Source organism: Treponema sp. OMZ 838, assembly GCF_000775995.1.
Taxonomy (GTDB): domain Bacteria; phylum Spirochaetota; class Spirochaetia; order Treponematales; family Treponemataceae; genus Treponema.
Genome location: NZ_CP009227.1, coordinates 756,677 through 778,560, shown reverse-complemented (window position 1 = coordinate 778,560; position 21,884 = coordinate 756,677). Strand labels below are relative to the sequence as shown.

Below are 21,884 nucleotides of genomic sequence, written 5' to 3'. Positions count from 1 at the left end.
GAATAATGTATTGTGCATTAGTTGTCGGAACCGCCTCTATTTTGTCTGCTGAAATTATTGATCATATCCGACTGTTTTTGCAAATTCCGGAGAGCCCCGTCCATATTCCCGTATTTTTGCCGCAGCTCCAGCTCTTTTTTTTCAAGCGCTTTGTCGTACCGTGCGATTTTATCTTTGCTCGTTTTAATCTGAGCAGTCAAACCGTTTGTCCGGGTCGAAAAAATGCCTCCCCGCTGTACATAAGGATCTATCTGTTTGAACACCTGAAACGCAACACCGTCATCGATGAGTACATCGTTATCACTATCATAGCCGAACAGATAACGGACATCTTCAATGGAATTTTTTAACGCCTCATCGAGTTTCTTTTCATCAATTTCCAAATATCCACGCAGCCGAGCTTCGTTAAGTCCCGAACTTGTGTCCGACTTTGTCGATATACCGATTTGTGATAAGGTTCTTATCGGGGTATCGGTATTTTTGCGGTAAACATTCGCAACGATTTGGCGCAGATTATTCTTTAAGGAAGATAGTGTCGTATCGCCGAAAAGAGCTCCGAGGTTTTCTTCCGCCGTCTTACGTTCATCATCAGTAAAATATTCGATTTCATCGATAACCGCTTGCTGGTTGCTCGTTACAATATTGATTTCCGTCAAAAGCCGGTTGTATTTTGCTACAAATTCGATAATGGCATCTTTTGCCGGCTGCGGATCCGGTTTAATACTGATGCTCTCCTGTTTATCGGTTTTATCTTCAAGCTGGAGCGTTACTCCCGGAATAAGATCGTCAATCTTATTGGTACTCCGCTTTACGGGGATACCTTCAAAGATAAGAGCAGCCTCCTGCGCCTGTGAGACAGGATTAACCGGTATGTATTCGCCCGTGGCTTTTGGGTCATATACTTTGATCTGTTCTATCGATACGGTCTTATCGGTGTTGTTGTTATGCACGGTAATTCCGCTAATGTCGCCGTATTCGCTGAGCGGAATACTAAAGGTTTGAACTTCGGCCGTATCAGCCAGAGCCGGCAGCGGAATAAGCGTTCCGCGCGGAGAAACCAATGAAAGGACATTATAATCTTCCACAGGGGCAGCTGTCTGTTGATTTAACCCAAGGGTTTCTGGCAGGATGCTTGAATCGCTTGGTGCATTACTAACGGTTACACCCTTGTATGATGCGGAACCGACTTGTTCATAAATCGGTTCCCCGTTGGATGATGATGCCTCTCCTTGAGAAGAAGGTGTCCCGGAGGCTTCGGCATTGCTTTGTAAGGATACGGTATATTCCAGTACATATTGCTGTGAGCCGCGTACCGGTTTTGAAAACATGATGCGTTCGGTTTTCTGTGCCGGGATTGCAGCTTCCGTCTTTTCGGCATCTACTGCAGGCCGGTCATTCTTTTTTATCAGGCCGTTTTCGAGCGCAAAAGATAACGCATCATCGGAAAACTCCAGTTTATTCGCCTCTCCCGTCAACTGCGATTCAACAAGCAATGAAACCGCGTTGGGTGAAGTTTTTATTTCCGAAATTCTAACAATATCTTTTCCTTTTTTATTGACGGCATCGATAAAGTTCCGGTATTTTCCGCCTTGCCAATTTACCGAAAAATTTTTCTTGCCGACGGTAAAGGTGTATACGCCTTTGGGAACTTGAAAATCTTTGGATATCTCGTTCGATAAAAAAGAATCTGCTTGGGCAATTTGATTAATGGAAATTTTAAACGTCTGTTCGCGGGCATCCCGTGAAGCAGTTGCCGTTACGGCTCGTTCGTTGGAAGAGGTAACAGTCTTTTCTACAAAAGGATTGTTAAAGGAATAGAGATCCCGTGTTTTTTCGCGGATTTCGGTAGAGAACTGGTTTATCTTTCGCCAAATCGCATTTTGACGTTCGTATTTTTTTAAATCTTCAGCAGCTGAATCGCGCGGGGCACGCTCTTTTTTCATCAGCGTTTCAATGAGATTATCATATTTACCGGCTCCTATGCCGGGAATATTCATATCGGACACTCTAACCCCTTTACCGTCAAGCCGGATAAACCTTTGCTACTAGCATTGTCGGCTATAATATCAATAATCTTTATGAAACCGAATTAGTTACGTGTTTTGTGTATTAAATTTATGGATTCCAACCGTTTGGAGGTTCTTAGATAAAAAAAAGGAAGAAGAAGGGCGCGGCTTCTTCTTCCTCTTAAGTCGCGGGAAAAAGAGATAACATCCAGAAATCTCTTTTACTCAAACCCTCACTGTTGATTTAGGTTTGCGTTATTTTTCCCGATTCTTTTGAGCGCTATTGAAGGAGGCGGATAACCGACTGGGGTTGTGTGTTCGCCTGTGCAAGCATTGCGGTGCCGGACTGCATCAAGATTTGATTCTTGGTGTACTCAACGATCTGCTTTGCCATATCAGCATCGCGGATGCGTGATTCAGCAGCCTGCAGGTTTTCAGCAGCAATTGCAACACCATTGTATGCAAGTTCGAAACGGTTCTGGTATGCACCGAGGTCAGCTCTCTGCTTGTTGATCTGCTTCAACGCATTGTCGATAGTACCGATAGCCATATTAGCACCTTCCACAGAAGAAATGGTGATCATATCGCCTTCGCCGCCCTGCATACCGCCGGTAAGACCGAGAGCTACTGCAGTCATTGTACCGATAAAGAGCTTTTCGGACTGATCCATGTTCGCACCAACATGTAACTGCATCGGACCTGCTGCGGAATCCTTTGCAAAGCGTCCGGTAAGCAAGTTCATACCGTTGAATTGAGCATGGCTTGCAATGCGGTCTACTTCATCTACGAGCTGAGAAACTTCAACCTGAATTTGCATACGGTCTTCTGCGGAGTAAATACCGTTGGCAGCCTGAACTGCTAACTCGCGTAGGCGCTGCATAATATCAGTGGTTTCAGCTAAATACCCTTCTGTTGCTTGGATAAAGGAAACACCATTCTGTATGTTCTGGCCTGCTTGATTTAAACCGCGGATCTGGCTTCTCATTTTTTCGGAAACTGCAAGTCCGGAAGCATCATCGCCTGCGCGGTTAATGCGCATACCGCTGGAAAGCTTTTCTATGTCTTTTACGATGTTGGTCTCGACGATGCCTGTGTTGCGCTGTGAGTACATAGCGCTCATATTGTGGTTAATAATCATATAACCCTCCTTGAAGTCTGCTTCCGGCATCCATGCCGGAGATTATCACTGTATAAAAACGTTACGGAAATTGGTTGCGCCTTTTCCTTCGGTTTTTTACACAGTATTATTGGCTTTCGATGTACTAACCGAAGACCAATAATACTGTTATACAGGGCTTCTTAAGGGTGTTTTTCAAAGATCATGTGAGCGGGACACCGGAAGCATCCCGCCGGTTCTCGTTACTACGATGCCAAGTATACCCTCTTGCCGAAAAAAAGACAAGAGAGTTATACAAGAAATTACCGCAATAATGAGAGCACAAGCTGGGTATTTGAATTTGCCTGTGCCAACATTGCCGTACCGGACTGATTGAGTATCTGATTTCTCGTATACTCGACCATCTGCTTGGCCATATCGGCATCGCGGATGCGTGATTCGGATGCCTGCATGTTTTCTGCGGCAATATCGATTCCGACAACAGCCATTTCCAGTCTATTCTGGTATGCGCCGAGGTCTGCCCGCTGCTTGTTGATTTTCTTTAATGCCTCATCGATTGTACCGATGCTGTGGTTTGCTTCTTCTGCGGTTTCGATCGTCATTGTGCGGTTATCGCTCAGATCGCGCACGCCGAGGGCATGAGCAGTCATGGTTCCGATGTACACGCGGATGCGCTGATCCATGTTGGCGCCGATGTGGAACCACATTGATCCTGTTACGGCGTTCTCTCCGCCTTCACGTGCAAAACGTCCGGTCAGCATATTCATACCGTTAAACTGAGCGGAACTCGCAATGCGGTCAACTTCGGCAACAAGCTGGGAGACTTCGACCTGAATTTGCATCCGGTCTTCCGCGCTGTAAATACCGTTTGACGCTTGTACCGCCAGCTCGCGGATACGCTGCATAATATCAGTCGTTTCCTGCAAATATGCTTCGGCAACTTGAATAAAGCTGATTCCGTTCGATGCGTTTGCCGAAGCTTGGTTTAAGCCGCGGATTTGAGCACGCATTTTTTCGGAAACTGCGAGTCCGGAAGCATCGTCGCCTGCACGGTTGATACGCAGACCGCTGGACAGTTTTTCGATGTCCTTACCGATACGTACATCAGTAACACCCAATGTACGCTGTGCAAACATTGCACTCATGTTGTGGTTGATAACCATAGCATTTCCTCCATGAAATGTGGTACTGAAAAGCATCCGTGCTTTTCAGGAAAATAGAGAATCTCTAAAAGTTCGGTTCGATTTTTAGAGACTCAAGACAGAATATCTCCGTATCTTTTATCGGTGGTATAAGCTAAAAACTTTAGTCTTTATGCAAAATTTTTTAAAATTTTTTGTATTTTCAATAAAAGAGCAGAAGGCTCAGATGGGTATGGCTTTTCGCGGAACAAAGACTACCTTTTTGACGGTACGGATGTCCGGTATATTGTTAAAAGTCTTGTTTATCGCCCCATTAGCATATATACTTATAGTACATTATTAAGAAAGAAGTTTGCACTTTTTCTGCGTGAGGCTTCTATATTTTGGAGGTTTTATGATTCACAAACGTTTTATGCGCCTATCGATTGCATTATTGTTCAGCCTTTCCGTGCTGATGTCATGTGCTACTACGGACGGAAACCGTTCACAGGAGCCGGTATATGAGCCGCTGCAGGGAACCGTTTCGTCGGTTGATAAGTACGGCAATCTTACAACGGACATTACCGAAGCGGCGTTAAAAGAAAAAGGGTATGAGCTTGGCGATGTATTGCTCGCAAAGCTGGGAGACAAAACCGTAACGGCTCCCTTTGTTGCAACCTACAGCGATGTTAATAGAGGCGATTATCTGATTAGAATGTCACACGGATTTACCGCTATCGCGATGAGCTATGATAACTGTAGCGGCAAAACCGGCGCAGTCGAGGGAACTCCGGTAACGCTGTCGCTTTCCAAGAAAGGCGCCTATTTACAGGAATACGAAATGCGCCACTTGGTTAAATCCGAAAAACGTGAGGATTATGCTTCCGATGCAATATTCGCAAACTTCCGCACCGTTCAAGCGGGTTCCATTGCAGCTAATCGGCTATACAGAGGATGCAATCCGGTATTCGGAGATGCTCGCGCCCCGTATGCGGCAAAGCTCGTTGAAGCAGCAAAAATCGTAACTGTTATCAATCTTGCAGACAATGCCGAAAGCATGGCGCCGTATCTTGCCGCAGCGCCTTACTATGAACGGCTGGTAAAAGATGGACAGGTTATCACCCTTAATATGGGAATTGACTTTAACGACCCTGCATTTATCGCAAAACTGAAAGATGGACTGATCTTTATGGGGCAGCACAAAGGACCGTTCTATGTTCATTGTAATGAAGGCAAAGACCGTGCCGGTATGGTTGCCGCCGTACTGGAAGCCTTGATGGGCGCCACAGTGCAGCAGGTTGCCGACGACTATATGCTGTCATATATGAATTATTTTAACGTCAAGAAAACCGATGCGCGGTATCCGGTTATTGCGAAGATTATCACCGATATGTTTGTAAAAATGAACGGCGGCAAAGCTGTTACCGATGCCAATTTAAAAGCTGTTGCGGAAAACTATCTGACTAAAACTGTCGGACTGACCGCACCGCAAATTAATGCACTTAAACAAAAACTACAGTAATAATGAATTAAAGGAATACCTATGATGGATACCGGCGATTTAAACGAACACATTCACTCAACAGCAGGGCATGATATGCCGCCTATTGAAAACGCTGATACGGCAGAGCGGCAGACGGCGGCACCGGACACCGATACGGTACATGCCCCTCCACCTCCGCCCACGAAAAAAAAGCGGAAGAAGAGCGGATTTTTCAAAAAAGCCGGTATCTTTCTCCTCGTCCTTATTTTGATTATTCTCATTCCGCTTGTCGGGTTAATCGGATATTCATTGATAAACCGGACGAATCCTGCGCGGCATATTGCCGACGGATATTATGCTGCGGTTACTATTCGCTCTGCAAGCGATACACTGCAAAAAGGGCTGTACCTCAGCGCCGTCGATTCGATTCTTTCTTCGCCCGAAACGGCCGCTTTACAGGGGAATCTCCGCGCATTGCGGTCTAACACAACACTCCAATCCGACTGGTTTAAGCGACTGCTGAATGTTCCTATTAATATCGCTGTTTATGAGGGCAATAACGCAGCGCTTGTTGCGGATATCGGTGTCCGCTCCGCTGCCGTTCAGTTGCTTCCCCTTATTACTGCCGTTAAGCCGGAACTGCTTGATTCGATACCGAACCTTTCACAAACCGAATTTGATATAAACGGTAATGCAAAAGGAGGATTCCTGTTTAAGCTGACCCAAGACCAGCGGCTTTATATCTGTTTTTATAAAAATCTTATTATCGCCGCGACCTCGGAAGATTTGCTCTATTCCTGTTTAGCCGAAAACTCCGAAGAGAGCGGTAAACGGCTAACGGCTCTACTGCGTGCTTCTAACCGGGGAGCGGTCAGCGTATATGCGGAACCGTCGTATTTTCTTTCCGGTATCGTGGCAAAACAGGATATCGTCGGCAACATGGTGCGGGAGCTTGCATTCCCCGAACCGGCGGCGCTCAACGTCAACTTTGATGAAAACACGGTTTCTTTTCATAGCATCATCAATTGGATTTCGGAACGCTCCGAAGTAAATACTATCCTGCAGCGGCGCTCAACACTGCCGTCTATTTTATCCCGTCTGCCGGAAGGAACTGCCTATTTAACGCTGCTCAACCTCGGCGATCCTCAATTCCTCTACGAAAACACTAAAGCTTTTTTTCCTCCGGAACTGACAAAGACGTTTAATTCAACGAATAGAAACAGCTCATTCTTTTTTAACAAAGATTTGAATCAGCTTATCTTTGAATGGATGGGGAGTGAAATCGGTGTATTCGGTCATCGGGATTCTCAAACACCTGTTTTCTTTATTTCATTAAAAAATGAGGCAAAGTGTCGTTATCTATTGGAAGATTTGTTTAATACGATATTCATTGATCGCAGCACCGCTGCAGTGGTTGATGACAACCGTATCCCGCGTATTGTATTCCCCTCATGGTTGTCAGGACTGTTACGAGCCTTTCGAATCGATTTGCCGGAACCGTTTTATATGATACAAGACGGCTATTTGTATCTTTCTAATAGTGCAGAAGCGCTCGGTATGTGCAAAAAAGAGACTGATACGGGTAAACTCTTGGTAAAAACCGATGAATGGAAGAAGATTGCAAAGGCCGTTTCCGCCGAAACGTCTTTCTTAGTATACTACTCGCTGGATCGGAGTATCCCGTTCTTTTTGGAACAAAATGCACTGCTTAAAACCGCCTTTAAGAATTACGGTAAAGGAGTACTGTCGCTTCGTTTTGCGGCCGGACGCCAAGTTCATTTGGATTTCTATACGCAAAAAACCGATGCGCGTAAACTGGAAGAAATCCCCGCCTTTCCGCGTTCCCTTTCTCAGCTGCCCGAATCCGATATTATCTGCGCAAAGACTGTGGACAATGTTCCCTATGTCTTTTGGACAAACGGTTCAAATGTGCAGAGTATGAATCTTTTAAACGGCAGCGAATCAACACTTTCACTTGATGGAAAGGCGGGTATTGCCGCCGAAATAAAACACTCAAAGCTCCAATCGCTGTGGGCGGTTTCGGCTCGCGGTTCTATCTATCGGGCAAACGCAAACTTGGAACCCTTTGCAGGCTATCCCGTATTGACGGCAGAAAAACTCCTTCCCAAACCGGTTGCTTTTAACGGCGGTATAGCGGTGCCGCTTTCTGCCGACTCCGCACTGCTCTTTGCCGGCACAACCGATAATTGGTCTACTTCCGACACAATGAATGCTAAACTGCGTGCTGCTCCCGTTATATTTAAAGACGGTATTGCAGCGCTTCCGCGCTCGTTTGAAAGCTGTTTATACCTATTTAATAAAGAAGGAAAAATCGTTGAAGGGTATCCCATTGAGCTTGAAGGAATCTTTGCCGCAGCGCCGGTATTCTTTGAAGAAACAAAGGGAAACTATGCCGCTGCTTTTGTAAGTGAAGACGGCAGGTTTTCTATCCGCAGTTTATCGAAGGATTATGCGGAGATCGCCTCGTGTGATCTTAATACCGTGTGTAAGGCGGATTTGGCGTATTCTGCATCGTTGCGGGCGTTCTTTGTCGTTTCGCAAGACGGACATCTGTTTAAATTCAACACTGCGGGAGCGATAACCGACTCGTTACCGTTAAAGACAGGTGCTGCGGATGATTACTGCATCACGTTGCTCGATGTAACCGGTGACGGGAAAGACGAAATATTTATTTCGGGAGGAGGAAACGCCCTTTACGGGTATACCTCCGGTTTTGCCCCTCTGGACGGTTTCCCGCTTGCCGGCACGGGAACGCCGTACTTACTCGACATTGATGGAGATTCGATTCCTGAACTGATTACGCATGGTATCGATTCAAAAGTCCATGCATATCGGGGCGCGGCACTCAGGTAAAGCCGATTTGCATATAGCAAGGTATTCCTAAAATTCAGCGGACAGCTCTAAAAACTCGGTTAGATTTTTAGAACTGTCCGTTTATTTTATAACTGGTTTCTTGAATCACTTGCCGGTTTACCTTTTTTTTGTATTTTACTATCATATCTTTTTGAACGTTTACGAGATTTTTAACCCGGTAAACGTTGAATCGTTAAAAACTACAGTACGTAGCATAATTTCAGTTACAATGATGAAGGAGTTCATAAGATGGCAAAACAACTGCTGTTTAATGAAGAAGCACGGAAGAAGCTGCTTTCCGGTGTTGAACAAATTTCAAGTGCGGTAAAAGTTACATTAGGCCCCAAAGGGCGCAATGTCTTACTCGATAAGAGTTTCGGCGCGCCGACCGTTACCAAAGACGGTGTTTCGGTTGCCCGTGAAGTTGAATTGGAAGATCCGTTTGAGAATATGGGAGCTCAGCTCTTAAAAGAAGTTGCCACAAAAACCAACGATGTTGCCGGTGACGGAACCACAACCGCAACCGTTTTGGCTTATTCTATGGTGCGCGAAGGCTTAAAGGCCGTTGCCGCCGGTATGACTCCGCTTGAATTAAAGCGCGGTATGGATAAGGCTGTTGCAATTGCTGTAGACGACATTCAGAAAAACGCAAAAGAAATTAAGGGGTCCGAAGAAGTTGCTCATGTTGCTTCCGTTTCCGCAAACAACGATCAGGAAATCGGTAAAATTCTTGCCGATGCGATTGCCCGCGTAGGAAAAGACGGCGTTATCGATGTCGGCGAAGCACAGACGATGGAGACCGTTACCGAATATGTTGAAGGTATGCAGTTTGACCGCGGTTATATTTCTTCCTATTTTGTAACCGACCGCGACCGCATGGAAACCGTATACGACAATCCGTATATCTTAATTCACGACAAGACCATTTCTACGATGAAAGATCTGTTGCCTCTTTTGGAAAAAGTCGCACAGTCAGGCCGCCCGCTTTTGATCATCGCAGAAGATGTTGAAGGCGAAGCGTTGGCAACCTTAGTGGTAAACAGCCTCCGCGGCGCCTTAAAGACCTGTGCGGTAAAGGCTCCCGGTTTCGGCGACCGCCGCAAGGAAATGCTCGAAGATATCGCTATTTTGACCGGCGGACAGGTTATCTCCGAAGAATTGGGCTTAAAGCTGGAAACAGCTGATCTTAGCCAGCTCGGTCAGGCCAAGAGTATTAAAATCGATAAAGAGAATACGACGATTATCGACGGCGCAGGCGATAAAAAGCACATCAACGACCGCGTTGCCCAAATCAAGAAGCAGATTGAAAATTCTTCTTCCGAATACGACACCGAAAAACTCAAGGAACGCCTTGCAAAACTCGCAGGCGGTGTTGCGGTTATTAAGATCGGCGCCGTTACCGAAGTCGAGATGAAGGAAAAGAAGCACCGCGTAGAGGATGCCTTGAATGCAACCCGTGCCGCTATCGAAGAAGGTATTGTACCGGGCGGCGGTCTTGCGTTGATTCAAGCTGCGGAAGCGCTCAACAAGGCTGATCTTTCCAAACTGACCGAAGATGAAAAAATCGGCTTTAAGATTGTCAAGCGCGCGCTTGAAGAACCGATCCGCCAGATTGCGGAAAATGCCGGTGTTGACGGTGCTGTCGTTGCAGAAAAAGCAAAAGAGAAGCGCGGTATCGGCTTTGACGCTGCAAAAATGGAATGGGTAGATATGATGAAGGTCGGAATTATCGACCCCGCAAAGGTTACCCGCTCCGCATTGCAGAATGCAGCCTCCATTGCGAGCCTCCTGCTGACCACCGAGTGCGCTATCACCAACCTTCCTGAAAAGCACGCTCCGGCGGCTCCCGCCCCCGACATGGGCGGTATGGGCGGAATGTATTAATCCACAACCCCGGCGCAGCGCGTAGACGAAGAGCGCCGGAGGATTAAAATCTCCGCACGCATCAATCCCGTGCATAACACAAAGGCTTACACACAAAAGTGCGTAAGCCTTTTTTTATCCCTATAAACCAAAATATCGGTCATACCGTAACCCATGTTACCGACCGGCATACCGCCCTACGATACAATAGCTACAGAGTATGGGATTAAAATCGAGATTATTGTAGACGGTCTGTAAAAAGCCGAAGTTACAGAAGCTCGCCTTTAATCCGTATCATTCAGAATTTCACACAAGGAGTTATGTATGGATTCGATGTTTTGTTTTCAATGTCAAGAGACATTTAAGAATACCGGCTGTATAAAGGTCGGCGTTTGCGGAAAGAATCCTGTTGTCGCAGGACTACAGGATTTCCTTATCTGGGCAACAAAGAAGCTCTCTGTTGTTACCTCCTATATGCGCGAGCATGGGATGAAGGTAACAAAAGAGGTGAACCACCTCGTAACTACCAACCTCTTTGTTACAATTACCAATGCCAACTTTGATCCCGATGCGATTGAGAAAAAAAATACGCTTACCCTTGAAACAATTGCCGCTTTGCGAAAAGAGGCAAAACTTGAAGCGGACGCCGAAATCGATACTCTTATCGGTGCCGATACCTCTGCACGGCTGGCAAAGGCACTGACCATCGGTATTTTACAAACCAAGGATGAAGATAAGCGGGCTCTTAAAGAGTTGATTATCTACGGGCTGAAAGGGCTTTGTGCATATATGAAGCATGCCAATATCCTAAAGCATGAGAATGAAGAAGTAGATGCGTTTATCCAAAAAACGCTCTCCGTATTAATCGACGAAGCGCTTTCCGTTGATGAGTTGGTTGCGCTCACACTTAAAACGGGAGAATTCGGCGTAAAAGGGATGGCTTTACTGGACGGCGCCAATAGCGGAACCTACGGCAACCCCGAAATGACGGAGGTTTCTATCGGGGTACGGAAAAATCCCGGTATATTGGTTTCCGGTCATGATTTGCGCGATATTGAAATGCTCCTTGAGCAAACCGAAGGCCAGGGCGTAGACGTTTATACACATTCCGAAATGCTTCCCGCACATTATTATCCCAAGCTTAAGAAATACAAGCATCTGGCAGGAAACTACGGCGGTTCATGGGCGCGCCAAACTTCCGACTTTGCGAATTTTAACGGTCCCATCCTGATGACAACCAACTGTATCATTCCGACAAAAGCCTCCTATGTAACAAGAATGTACACGACAAATGCGGCAGGACATCCCGGCTGTGCACATATCGAAGCTGATAAAGACGGACACAAGGACTTTTCCGCCATTATTGCGCAGGCAAAAACCTGTCCGCCGCCTCAAGAAATAGAAACGGGGAAAATCATCGGCGGTTTTGCCCACGCACAAGTGTTTGCCCTTGCGGATAAAGTGGTCGAAGCGGTAAAGAGCGGCGCTATTAAAAAGTTTGTCGTTATGGGCGGCTGTGACGGACGGCAGGGGGCGCGGTCATACTATACCGACTTTGCGCAAGCCCTTCCGAAAGATACGGTGATTTTAACGGCAGGTTGCGCCAAGTACCGCTATAACAAGCTGAATCTCGGCGATATAAACGGTATCCCGCGTGTATTGGATGCAGGGCAGTGTAACGACAGTTATTCGCTTGCGCTGATTGCCTTAAAGCTGAAAGAAATCTTCGAATTGAGCGATATCAATGATTTGCCGATTGTCTTCAATATCGCGTGGTATGAACAAAAGGCTGTTATTGTTCTTTTAGCGCTCCTATCGCTTGGGGTAAAAAATATCCATCTCGGCCCGACGCTTCCGGGCTTCCTGTCAAAAAATGTAACGGAAGTCTTGGTGAGCAAATTCGGGCTTGCGGGAATTACCTCTGTGGACGAAGACCTTAAACGCTTTTTTGCATAACATCTACAAGCAGGTGATTATACAAAGCTCTGAGCTCATACTTTGTTCGGCTATTGTATTTTAATGAAGGCTTACACACAAAAGTGCGTAAGCCTTTTTTTATACGTGTATTGGTCGGTTGACCGCTTAGCGAAACTATGTTACAGTAGCTTATCTACGTGATCGTTGTTTCCATTAATGATAGAGCCGAAAGTTCAGCTTACATAATCAAATAAAGGTCTCATAGAACTTGTTTCCGTATGGATTCATTATTTAGTACCGTAAAAGGTAAAAAGGATTTGAGTATGGCTCAGAAAATCTATGTAGGAAATTTAAACTACGCAACCACGGAAGAAGGTTTGTCAAACTTGTTTGGAGCTTATGGCGAAGTCGTCTCGGCAGCTGTAATTAAAGACAAGTTCAGCAACCGTTCAAAGGGTTTCGGATTTGTTGAAATGGCCGATGAAAGCGCTGCACAAAATGCTATTGCAGAATTAAATGAAAAGGAATTTGAAGGACGCCGTCTCCGCGTTAATGTCGCTCAGGAGAAACCCCGTCGCACTTATCCCTAATTAATTTATACAAAGGATCGGGACATCCCTAAAAAACGACATTTTTAGGGATGCCTGATATAAGTTTCTTAATTTTTAACCTGCCGCCCATGCTGCGGCCGCAGCGTAAAACGGCATCATGAAACCTCTAAAAACTTCCGTATTCGTATGTGTAACGTATACCTTCCTGTTAAACAAAATTACATCATTGAAAAAAAATTCGTTCCTCTATAAGATAGAAGTCAATGAAAAATTGCGGCAAAGTCTGCTATTATAACATCTGCTATTATATGGAAAGGAGCCGAGCTATGCTTAACCATAACGCTCAATTTTTTGGGTACCCGATTGTCAAGAATACTGCTATAACAAAGCCTCGAATACGGTTAACGCCGATTATGGCCGCGATGATCCTTTTCTGTACTTTGTGCGGTATCTCTTGTGCTTCCATGCAAACGGATATCCGCTATTCAGGCGGTGTGGGAGCTGCTCGTGAAAAAACACTTGCAACGCTTGAATCGGCTATCGTTTCGCAGCGGATACGGTACAACTCGGAACAGCTCAAGCGGATACAGACGGATATCGATGCTTTTTTGCGGGAGCCGTCTACCGATTCTTCGTATTTGGCACGGCTGTATGCACTTTCTGCAGACGTATACCTATTGCAGCAACAACCGAATGAAGCACGGAAGCGGTTAGCTGCGGCCAAGCAGCAAAATGAATATGATGAATACGTCCAATTGGTTTCGGCGCGGCTTATTTCCGATCAGGAAAAGCGGAGAGCCTATTTGGAAGAGCGGCTTGTACAAAATCCAGCCTATTATCGGCTGAAAGCGGAACTCGGTGGGCTCTATTTTGCCGTAAAAGACTACCGGAAGGCGCTCGCAGCTTTTGACGCTTCACTTTCATTTTTGCCTGAAGAATATCAGCAGCTCTACGGTGAACAGCGCGAGCAGAGTTTACAACTTTACACACTAGACGGCGCTTCTATCCGGAAATCTTCCGAAAAAATATTACAAGCATCCCCTCTTTCATTGGTAGAAATGGCGATACTGACACAAGATTCTACAAACGCACTCGATTTTATAACCGGTACTGCAGAGTGGAAACCGCCGATGCTTGCCGATTATCTGCAAAAAAACGGGTGGTATCATCCGGAGCGGGATGTCCTCAAAGACTTTGCATCAAAAAAGGATGCGGCACTGTTTTTATGGCACTTAATTGTAGGTAATGATGAAGTCCGTTTAAAGAAATACACACGCTATTATACCAGCAAACGGCGGCTGCCGATTCCCGATGTGATGATGGACGGTGTTTACTTTGATGCTATTGTCGGTACGGTAGAAGAAGACGTTGTACCGCTTACAGACGGTAAAAACTTTGAACCCGACAAACCGGTTAGCGGCATGGAGTTTTACCGCTGGCTTTTAAAAGCCGATGCCCTCCGGTGAGTATCAGGGAGACTGAACCGGACTCATTTTTGTATTGCTCCGCGTAGAACAACCGCCCTTTACGGCGGCTGCGGTGCGGCTGCCGGTCTTTTCTAAAAGCATAAAATGTAAAAAAAATTTGTGCACAAAAAGAAGATAGGCTGGTTTTTTATTGCTCTTTCGGTTATACTAAAAATTATGGAAGCCATAGATATTTTAAAGCCGCTTTTGGAAAAAGGACTGTTAAAGGAAAGCCTTACTTTGGCAGAAAGCGAAGGTAAGGAACTAAGCAAAATCAGCCAGGAAGGGCTTAATTTTGTAACAGCTTCTATCTTAGCTGATGTTCCATCTGTTGAAAAAACCGAACTGATTAGAAAAACAGGCGCCTTTTTCTCTGCCGAGGATTATTGTAATCTATTAAATGAAAAGGTGTTTACTATTCACCCCGTAACCCGCGATCGGTTAAAAGATCAGGGGGTGTTGTTGACCGATGAAAATATGAAGCAATACTATGCATGGTATAATATTTTTGATATTGCCTTCCCGTGGCTTCCTTTATCGGTATTTGAAGATTTGGTCGTTTATTTACGGGATGAAAAGAAGCTGGTTTTAGATAAAGAAACACGAGAACTGGTAAAAGAAAATTTTTTAAATTCCAAACGGTATTCTGAACGGGAATTAGACCGTTTATTCGAATCGCCTATTTTTGATAACGAATTTTAATCTATACAACAGCATGAACGCATCAAACATTACGCTGCGGTATTGATGTGGCCGTCTGGTGTCCTTCTGCTGAAATCAACCTACCCCGGCGCACAGCGTGTCGGGGTAGTGAGTTCTCCGCACGAATAAACGGCTCACGTTTATTTTTTACCTGCCTGTACGAGTGTTACAACTGCCGTTACGACAATATCTTCGGTTGAACAGCCGCGGGACAAGTCCGATAACGGTTTTGCAAAGCCCTGCATAAAGGGACCGTAAGCATCTGCTTTTGCAAAGCGCTGCACCAACTTATACCCGATATTTCCCGAATTAAGATCGGGGAATATCAACGTGTTTACCTTATCGCGGATAGGACTGCCGGGCGCTTTTCTATCGGTTACTTCCGGTATGAGCGCGGCATCAAGCTGCAGCTCACCGTCATAGCAGAAATTTACTTTCCGCTCATCCAGCAACTTAACGGCTTCGCGTACTTTGATGAGGCTTTCATCTTTATCGCCACCGGAACCTTTTGTCGAGTATGAAAGGAGTGCAACGACAGGTTCATGGCCAACAAAGGCACGATAACTTTCTGCTGCCGCAGTTGCGATATCCGCTAACTGTTCGGCGGTAGGATTAGGAATAACCGCAGAATCGGAGAAAATCAATACGCCGTTCGTTCCCCATTCGGTACTCTTGGTATCCACGATAAAGCAGGAAGATGCCGTTTTAACACCTTTCTTTACGCCGACGATAGTGAGCCCTGCACGCAATACGTTTGCAGTTGTGTTTTCCGCACCGGCGACCATCGCATCGGCCTTGTCCTGTGCGAGCATCATTGCGCCAAACCGTAAAGGATCGTGCATCTCTTTTTTTGCTTCCTCAGGCGTCATTCCCTTAGCCTTCCGTTTTTCGTATAATGCTACAGCAAAATCTTCCGTCCATTCGGAATGTTCAGGATCGATAATAGTAAACCCATCGGTCAATACGCCTAACTTTTTGCAGGCTCCTTCAACCTCAGCTTTCTTTCCGACTAAAAATAATTCCGCGGGAATTTGCATATCAACAAGCGCACGAGCCGCACGTAAGGTACGAGCCTCTGTCGCTTCAGGCAAAACCAAGCGATTGTGATATTCTTTCGCTTTGTCTTTCATTATTTGAACAAAACGCATAATAAAACCTCCGAATCATAAATGTAGGCATGAGTGTACTATTTTGCTCTCTTTTCTGCAAGGCGCGCGTTCAATTGACCAAGACTTTCTTTTTTCGTACATTATAATAATGAATACAAATTATGATATTATCGTTATCGGTGCCGGCGCGGCAGGTATGGCTGCGGCGCAATATGCGTGCCGATCAAGCTTAAAAGTATTAGTGCTGGAAGAAAAAGCACCGGGCGGACAGGCTATTTTAATCGATTCACTTGAAAATTATCCCGGATATGCCGAACCGATTAATGGCTTTGAATTTTCCGAAAATATGCGTAAACAGGCGGCAGGCTTCGGTGCGGAGTTTGCTTCCGACAAGGTAGAAGCCGTTACAAAAAACGGAGATAAAACCTTTACCGTGCAAACCGCCGGAGCAACTTACACGGCGCTTGCCGTCATCCTTGCGACGGGGGCGGAGCACCGCAGCCTCGGTGTAAAGGGCGAAAAAGAGCTACAGGGGAAAGGTGTTTCATACTGCGCTACCTGCGACGGCCCCTTCTTTAGAAATAAGCATATCGTTGTGGTCGGCGGAGGGGATGCCGCTTGCGATGAAGCGCTCTTCCTTGCCAATCTGACGGATACCGTTACGATGGTACACCGCCGCGACACCTTCCGTGCGCAAAAGGCGCTCGTTACCCGGACATTGAATAATCCTCATATAACGGCGGTATTCGATACGACCGTCACGGAGATTAAAGGAGCCGATAAGGTAACGGCCGTTGTACTGCGGAATGTAAAGACGCAGGAAGAACGGGAACTTGCCTGTGATGCAGTCTTCTTTTTTGTCGGTATGAATCCTAAAACGGAATTATTCCCCGACGCAACAAAGGATGCAACGGGATATATCGTTACCGATGAGGATATGCGAACCTCTATCGAAGGGCTTTACGCGGCAGGCGATGTGCGCGCTAAGTCTTTCCGGCAGGTGGTTACTGCAGTTGCAGACGGCGCGATTGCCGCTCATACGGCAGCAGCTTATATCGATAGCCTGCACAGTTAACCGCTTTGCACCGTAAACACCTTTTCGCCGCCGTCCTATTCGGCGTCGCACTGCCGGTTTTACTGCAGGTCAATACTCAACTGAATGCTCAAGCTCAAGCCGCCGGCCTTAAAACGCTGCCCGATTTTTACGACCCCGTCCCCGCCGCGGAACTTGCCGGCCGGATCACGGAGGCGATGACCGACGAAGAGCTGCTGTCTCAAACGTTTATGTTCGGATGGGCGGGGCAGGCGCCGACCGATCTTTTAATGAGCTGGATTACCGAACGGAGTCTCGGCAGTATCAAAATATTCGGCTGGAATACTGAGGATAGCGTTGAACTGGCAAAGGCTATCAGCCTTTTACAAAAAAAGGCCAACAGTACCCGCTTCCGTATCCCGCTTTTTGTTGCAACCGATCAGGAAGGAGGCTGGATACGCCACGTTAAAGGACGTACGTCGGAAACGCCCGGTAACCTCGCCATCGGCGCCTCCGGTTATCCGATAGACGCCTACTACGAAGGCTTTTATATTGCCCGGGAGCTTTCGGCTCTTGGAATCAATCTCAATTTTGCACCGACGGTAGACCTCTATACTAACCATGAATCTTCTATTATTGGGCCGCGTTCTTTCGGGCAATCGCCGGAGGCAGCGGGAATTTTAGCCCGCGCCTTTATGCAGGGGAGTAAAAAGGCAGGCGTACTCACAACCGCCAAGCATTTCCCCGGACATGGAGACACCGCGCTTGACAGCCACGGAAAGCTACCGAGTATTGCCATCTCCAAAGAGACCTTTTACAATCGCGAACTGGTGCCGTTTCAATACCTCATCGAAGCGGATGTACCGGCAATTATGACCGGACATTTACACTTTCCCGCCGTATCCGAACACGGAGAGCCTGCCTCGTTTTCTCAGTATTTACTGCAAACCGTGCTGCGCGGCCAGCTCGGGTTTAAAGGCTTGGTTATTACTGACGATATGATGATGCACGGAGCAATCCGCTATGCTGGTACGATTGCTAAAGCGGTACAGCTCGCACTTGAGGCGGGAAACGATATTATCGAATCCTCTACCACGCCGCGCCTCTACGATGCATTTTGGACTGAAAATTTACAGCGGATGCAAACCAACGAAGCATTCAGGCTGCGGGTTAAGGATGCGGCATACAGAATTATCGAAGCAAAACTCCGGTATTTTAAAAGCGGCAATGCAGTACCGCTCTATCCCGATATATACACTATTCCCGAAAAGCTGCCCGATGCCGAAGGACAGGCTTTCTTTCTTTCCCTTGCCGCACGGGCGGTTACCGTTGTCCGCGGCAAATACATTCCGTATACGACAAAAACCGGAGAAAAGATATTGCTTGCCGGTTCATATTCCGCTTTTTTACAGGCGGGCTTAAAACGCTTTCCGGCCGCTCAAACCAGTAATCTGTCGGACGGTATTTTTACCAAGACCGCTGCAAGCGATGCCGTTATCTTCTGTCTTTCAAACGATTCATCGCTCAAAGTCTTACAGCAGCTTTATAAAGCCTATCCCAAAAAGCGGTATATTATTTTCTCCTGTCTTTCACCGGTATTCTTGTCGGGTATTCCGGAAATACCAACGGCGATTGCACTGTACAGCTACGCGCCGGTTTCGTTTACCGCAGGCTTCGGTGCATTGCTCGGCGATTTTAAGCCGCAGGGGCATCTCCCGCTTGACGGTATTAATTAATTACATAGCAGAAAAATACCGATATACACAGTATGGCTCATTGTATTGTTCCCACGGCGGAAGAAATTCTGGATAAAGAATATAAGGTGCTGGACAAGGGATTTGTCCGGTTGGTTGATTATCTCGGCGGAGATGCACGTATTGTACAAGCGGCACGGGTGTCGTATGGGGATGGCACAAAAAGCGTCCGCGAAGATGCGGGGCTGATCGATTACCTGTTGCGGCATCAGCATACGTCCCCGTTTGAGCAGGTTGTGCTGACCTTCCATATAAAAATGCCGATTTTTGTTGCGCGACAATGGGTGCGGCACCGGACGGCACGGCTTAACGAAATTTCCGGACGGTATTCGATTATGCGGGATGAATGTTACCTGCCTGCGTCCGAGGATATCGCGTTCCAAAGTACGGATAACCGGCAGGGACGTATGAGCGAACCGGCGCCGCTTGAGGTGCGGACACAGATACGGGATGCCTTACAGGCACAGCAGGAGACTGCCTACCGTGAATATAGTGCGCTTATCGATACAAAACTGGCGCGGGAACTTGCCCGTATCAATCTACCTCTTTCAGCGTACACGGAAATGTATTGGCAAATCGATTTACACAACCTCTTTCACTTTTTAAAGCTCCGTTGCGATAGCCATGCTCAAAAGGAAATTCGGGACTACGCCTTTGTGCTGCTGGAGATTTGCCGAAACGTGGCACCGCTTGCAACAAAATCGTTTGAAAAGCATAGCTTAACCGGTGTGCATCTTTCCGGCGCCGAATTGGAAGCCGTGCGCAATCTGCTGCAAGGCAAAGAAAGCGGACTTAAAGGTAAAGAGCTGGAACGCTTTGAAGAAAAAATCCGCTCCGGCGAACAACTATAGCAGGGAAAGTTTATTTCGGCAGTGGGAGACCGTCGGGGCGGATGTCGGCGTAACGGCCGGAATTATTCCAGTAGGCATAGCCTTCATCAATGGAATCCTTGATGCCGATAATCTGCCGCTGTACATAATCTTCATTATAATACTTTTTATCGTAGGATACGGGAATGTAAAACGCCTGTGTCCACGGCCGGATAATCACCTTATTGTGCGCAATAATTTTATTCCGGTAGGAGCCTTGCTGATAAATGCGGTAAGGGCGTTCCTCAGCCGGCTGTTGCGCAAGGAAGCTTTGCCGGAAATGGCTGGGATAAAACATCGGGCATATTACATCCACGTAGTCGGCAAGCACTTCTACTTCTTGCCCCGTGCGCGCTCCGGTGCGGTACCATCCGTTCGCCCCGTAAATATCGATTGAAATCGGCGCGTGGATTTTTTCCCGGGCGTAGGCAAGAAAAGACATGATGGCGCTTTCCTTATCCATACCCTGCTCCTGGGCAGGGTATCGCGCCGCATAGAGATTTTCCCCATCGGTGGGAAAGCGGATATAGTCGAACTGAACTTCATCAAAACCTCTCCGGATCAGTTCTTCCGCAATTGCCGTATTGTACTTCCATACGTTTTCGTTGTAGGGGTCTACCCAATATTCTTCAATCGGCTCTGCCGTTTCGTCAACGGTTTTATAGCCCTGCCACGGGTTGCCGCTTTTGTCTTTTACTGCATACAAGTTTTTTCGGTATCGATAGAGCTGCTTATCCTTGAACACAACGATGCGGGCGACGAGGTAGACCTTGCGTTCTTTCGCTTTTGCAGTAAAATCTTCCAGCTGAATAAAGGGACGCACCGCTCCCACTGCCTGTATTTCTTCATCCTGTGAGTCGTAGCGGACAAAGCCGAAATCATCTTTCATATCGATAACGAGCGTATCGAGCTTATTTTGTTCAAGTAGGTCAAAATAACGCTGCAAACCGGCGGCTGTCCTTGCCTGATGTGCCGGTAGATACACACCTTTCCGTCCCGTAGCGCGGCGGAGATAGTCCGTTTTTCGTGTTTTTTTACCCTCGCCGAACAGCCACAATTCTGAAAGGCTCACCGCTTTGCCGAGCCGCGTCATCCGCTGCGGTATCCACGCCGAAAGCGGATTTGCAGCGATGCGTTTAAGGCTCAGCTCTATTCCTTTTAGCCGGTTGGGAGCAGGAGCTGGCAGCATCAGCGGTATCTCAAACAAACCGCCGTTTTTACAGCCGATAATGGATACGGCAGCAGGGCTGAGCCCGTCGATGCAGCGCGCACCTGCAATGCTGTCCGTCCACTCCGAAACGGCATGGAAGCTCTTTGTCGGCCAATCAAGTTGGTACAATTTGCCGGTAAATGTTTGCGCGGCATACACTTCCTGTTTTTGCTGGTGGGTATATACGACAATATCGGAAATTTCTTCGTCACTTTCCGGCCCGGGGATAAGCCCTTCGCTTAAAGGCTGCCATTTGTCTGAAATGGACGGCTGTTTCCATGCTACGCCGTAGATGGAGTGGGAGGCAAGGACGGTCAGCTGCAGATTTCCCTGTGCATCCGGCAGATCGAGTACACAGACGGCCTTTAACCCATTGACCGGAGTATGGCAGCCGAGATTGCGCCAATGCCGTCCGCCGTCTTCACTTAAAAACACAGCACTGTTTGTAGCAGTAATAAGGGTATCGGGGCGGGACGGATGCGCTTCCAAATCTTTCAACATCTGAGGCTTTTTAATAAAGGACTTTTCGCCGCCGGTTATCTTTTTTATCACTTTTATCGGAAGGCCGTCGTTGATATACTCAAACTGCGTTACATTATCCGATCGCGCAATGCCGTTATCGGTGAGAAAAAACCATGTATTGCCGCTTCTGATAATTTTGCGCACCGCGGCCGTATCCCAAATCTTTTGTGCGGACACCGAGGTAAGCTTATATAATCCGTCCTGCGTACCTGCCAACAGGAAATCCTGCGCATGAACCGACATCACAGTAACAAATGCAAAAACAATCAACAGCCGTTTCATAGAGG

The 21,884-nt window shown here is 46.9% G+C and carries 15 protein-coding genes; 10 read left to right on the top strand and 5 right to left on the bottom strand.

Features of this window, described 5'->3' with window-relative positions; all coding sequences use genetic code 11:
* Nucleotides 1–17 precede the first annotated feature (17 nt).
* The 3 genes from fliD to QI63_RS03415 form a co-directional block, all read right to left on the bottom strand.
* Nucleotides 18–1,997, bottom strand: coding sequence for a flagellar filament capping protein FliD (gene fliD / locus QI63_RS03425; RefSeq protein ID WP_044016989.1), 1,980 nt, complete (start codon nucleotides 1,995–1,997; stop codon nucleotides 18–20).
* Between the two features lie 289 nt (nucleotides 1,998–2,286).
* Nucleotides 2,287–3,144, bottom strand: coding sequence for a flagellin N-terminal helical domain-containing protein (locus QI63_RS03420; RefSeq protein ID WP_044013910.1), 858 nt, complete (start codon nucleotides 3,142–3,144; stop codon nucleotides 2,287–2,289).
* Nucleotides 3,145–3,425: 281 nt separating this feature from the next.
* Nucleotides 3,426–4,286 carry a flagellin N-terminal helical domain-containing protein gene (locus tag QI63_RS03415; RefSeq protein WP_044013907.1) on the bottom strand — a complete coding sequence of 287 codons (861 nt, stop codon included), beginning with the start codon at nucleotides 4,284–4,286 and terminating at the stop codon, nucleotides 3,426–3,428.
* A gap of 373 nt (nucleotides 4,287–4,659) precedes the next feature.
* On the opposite strand from QI63_RS03415, the gene QI63_RS03410 reads away from it, so the two are divergent.
* The 7 genes from QI63_RS03410 (at nucleotide 4,660) to QI63_RS03380 (ending at nucleotide 15,100) form a co-directional block, all read left to right on the top strand.
* Entirely contained in the window at nucleotides 4,660–5,766 is a 1,107-nt protein-coding gene (locus QI63_RS03410) for a tyrosine-protein phosphatase (RefSeq protein WP_044013906.1), read from the top strand.
* Nucleotides 5,767–5,787: 21 nt separating this feature from the next.
* Nucleotides 5,788–8,601, top strand: coding sequence for a VCBS repeat-containing protein (locus QI63_RS03405; protein ID WP_235619763.1), 2,814 nt, complete (start codon nucleotides 5,788–5,790; stop codon nucleotides 8,599–8,601).
* A gap of 249 nt (nucleotides 8,602–8,850) precedes the next feature.
* Entirely contained in the window at nucleotides 8,851–10,485 is a 1,635-nt protein-coding gene (gene groL, locus QI63_RS03400; RefSeq protein ID WP_044013904.1) for a chaperonin GroEL, read from the top strand.
* Nucleotides 10,486–10,788: 303 nt separating this feature from the next.
* Nucleotides 10,789–12,420 (top strand): hydroxylamine reductase, encoded by a 1,632-nt coding sequence (gene hcp, locus QI63_RS03395; protein WP_044013902.1) that lies wholly within the window; start codon nucleotides 10,789–10,791, stop codon nucleotides 12,418–12,420.
* Nucleotides 12,421–12,704: 284 nt separating this feature from the next.
* The gene (locus tag QI63_RS03390) at nucleotides 12,705–12,971 is read left to right on the top strand and encodes an RNA-binding regulator (protein WP_044013900.1); all 267 of its coding nucleotides are present in this window, start codon (nucleotides 12,705–12,707) and stop codon (nucleotides 12,969–12,971) included.
* Nucleotides 12,972–13,258: 287 nt separating this feature from the next.
* Nucleotides 13,259–14,398, top strand: a complete 1,140-nt coding sequence (locus QI63_RS03385; RefSeq protein WP_044013899.1) for a tetratricopeptide repeat protein — start codon at nucleotides 13,259–13,261, stop codon at nucleotides 14,396–14,398.
* 177 nt (nucleotides 14,399–14,575) lie between these two features.
* Complete coding sequence (locus QI63_RS03380; RefSeq protein WP_044016983.1) at nucleotides 14,576–15,100, top strand: hypothetical protein; 525 nt, start codon at nucleotides 14,576–14,578, stop codon at nucleotides 15,098–15,100.
* 140 nt (nucleotides 15,101–15,240) lie between these two features.
* Here QI63_RS03380 and pta read toward each other — a convergent pair whose 3' ends face one another.
* The gene (pta, locus tag QI63_RS03375) at nucleotides 15,241–16,248 is read right to left on the bottom strand and encodes a phosphate acetyltransferase (protein ID WP_044013897.1); all 1,008 of its coding nucleotides are present in this window, start codon (nucleotides 16,246–16,248) and stop codon (nucleotides 15,241–15,243) included.
* Nucleotides 16,249–16,357: 109 nt separating this feature from the next.
* Here pta and trxB point away from each other — a divergent pair, with 109 nt between their 5' ends.
* From trxB to thyX, 3 genes are read left to right on the top strand one after another with little or no spacing between them, the layout of a single operon-like run.
* The gene (trxB, locus tag QI63_RS03370; RefSeq protein ID WP_044016981.1) at nucleotides 16,358–17,284 is read left to right on the top strand and encodes a thioredoxin-disulfide reductase; all 927 of its coding nucleotides are present in this window, start codon (nucleotides 16,358–16,360) and stop codon (nucleotides 17,282–17,284) included.
* Between the two features lie 5 nt (nucleotides 17,285–17,289).
* Entirely contained in the window at nucleotides 17,290–18,978 is a 1,689-nt protein-coding gene (locus QI63_RS03365; RefSeq protein ID WP_044013895.1) for a glycoside hydrolase family 3 protein, read from the top strand.
* 32 nt (nucleotides 18,979–19,010) lie between these two features.
* Complete coding sequence (thyX, locus tag QI63_RS03360) at nucleotides 19,011–19,847, top strand: FAD-dependent thymidylate synthase (protein ID WP_044013893.1); 837 nt, start codon at nucleotides 19,011–19,013, stop codon at nucleotides 19,845–19,847.
* A 10-nt stretch (nucleotides 19,848–19,857) separates the two neighbouring features.
* Here thyX and QI63_RS03355 read toward each other — a convergent pair whose 3' ends face one another.
* Nucleotides 19,858–21,879, bottom strand: a complete 2,022-nt coding sequence (locus QI63_RS03355) for a putative glycoside hydrolase (RefSeq protein ID WP_052185466.1) — start codon at nucleotides 21,877–21,879, stop codon at nucleotides 19,858–19,860.
* Nucleotides 21,880–21,884 lie beyond the last annotated feature (5 nt).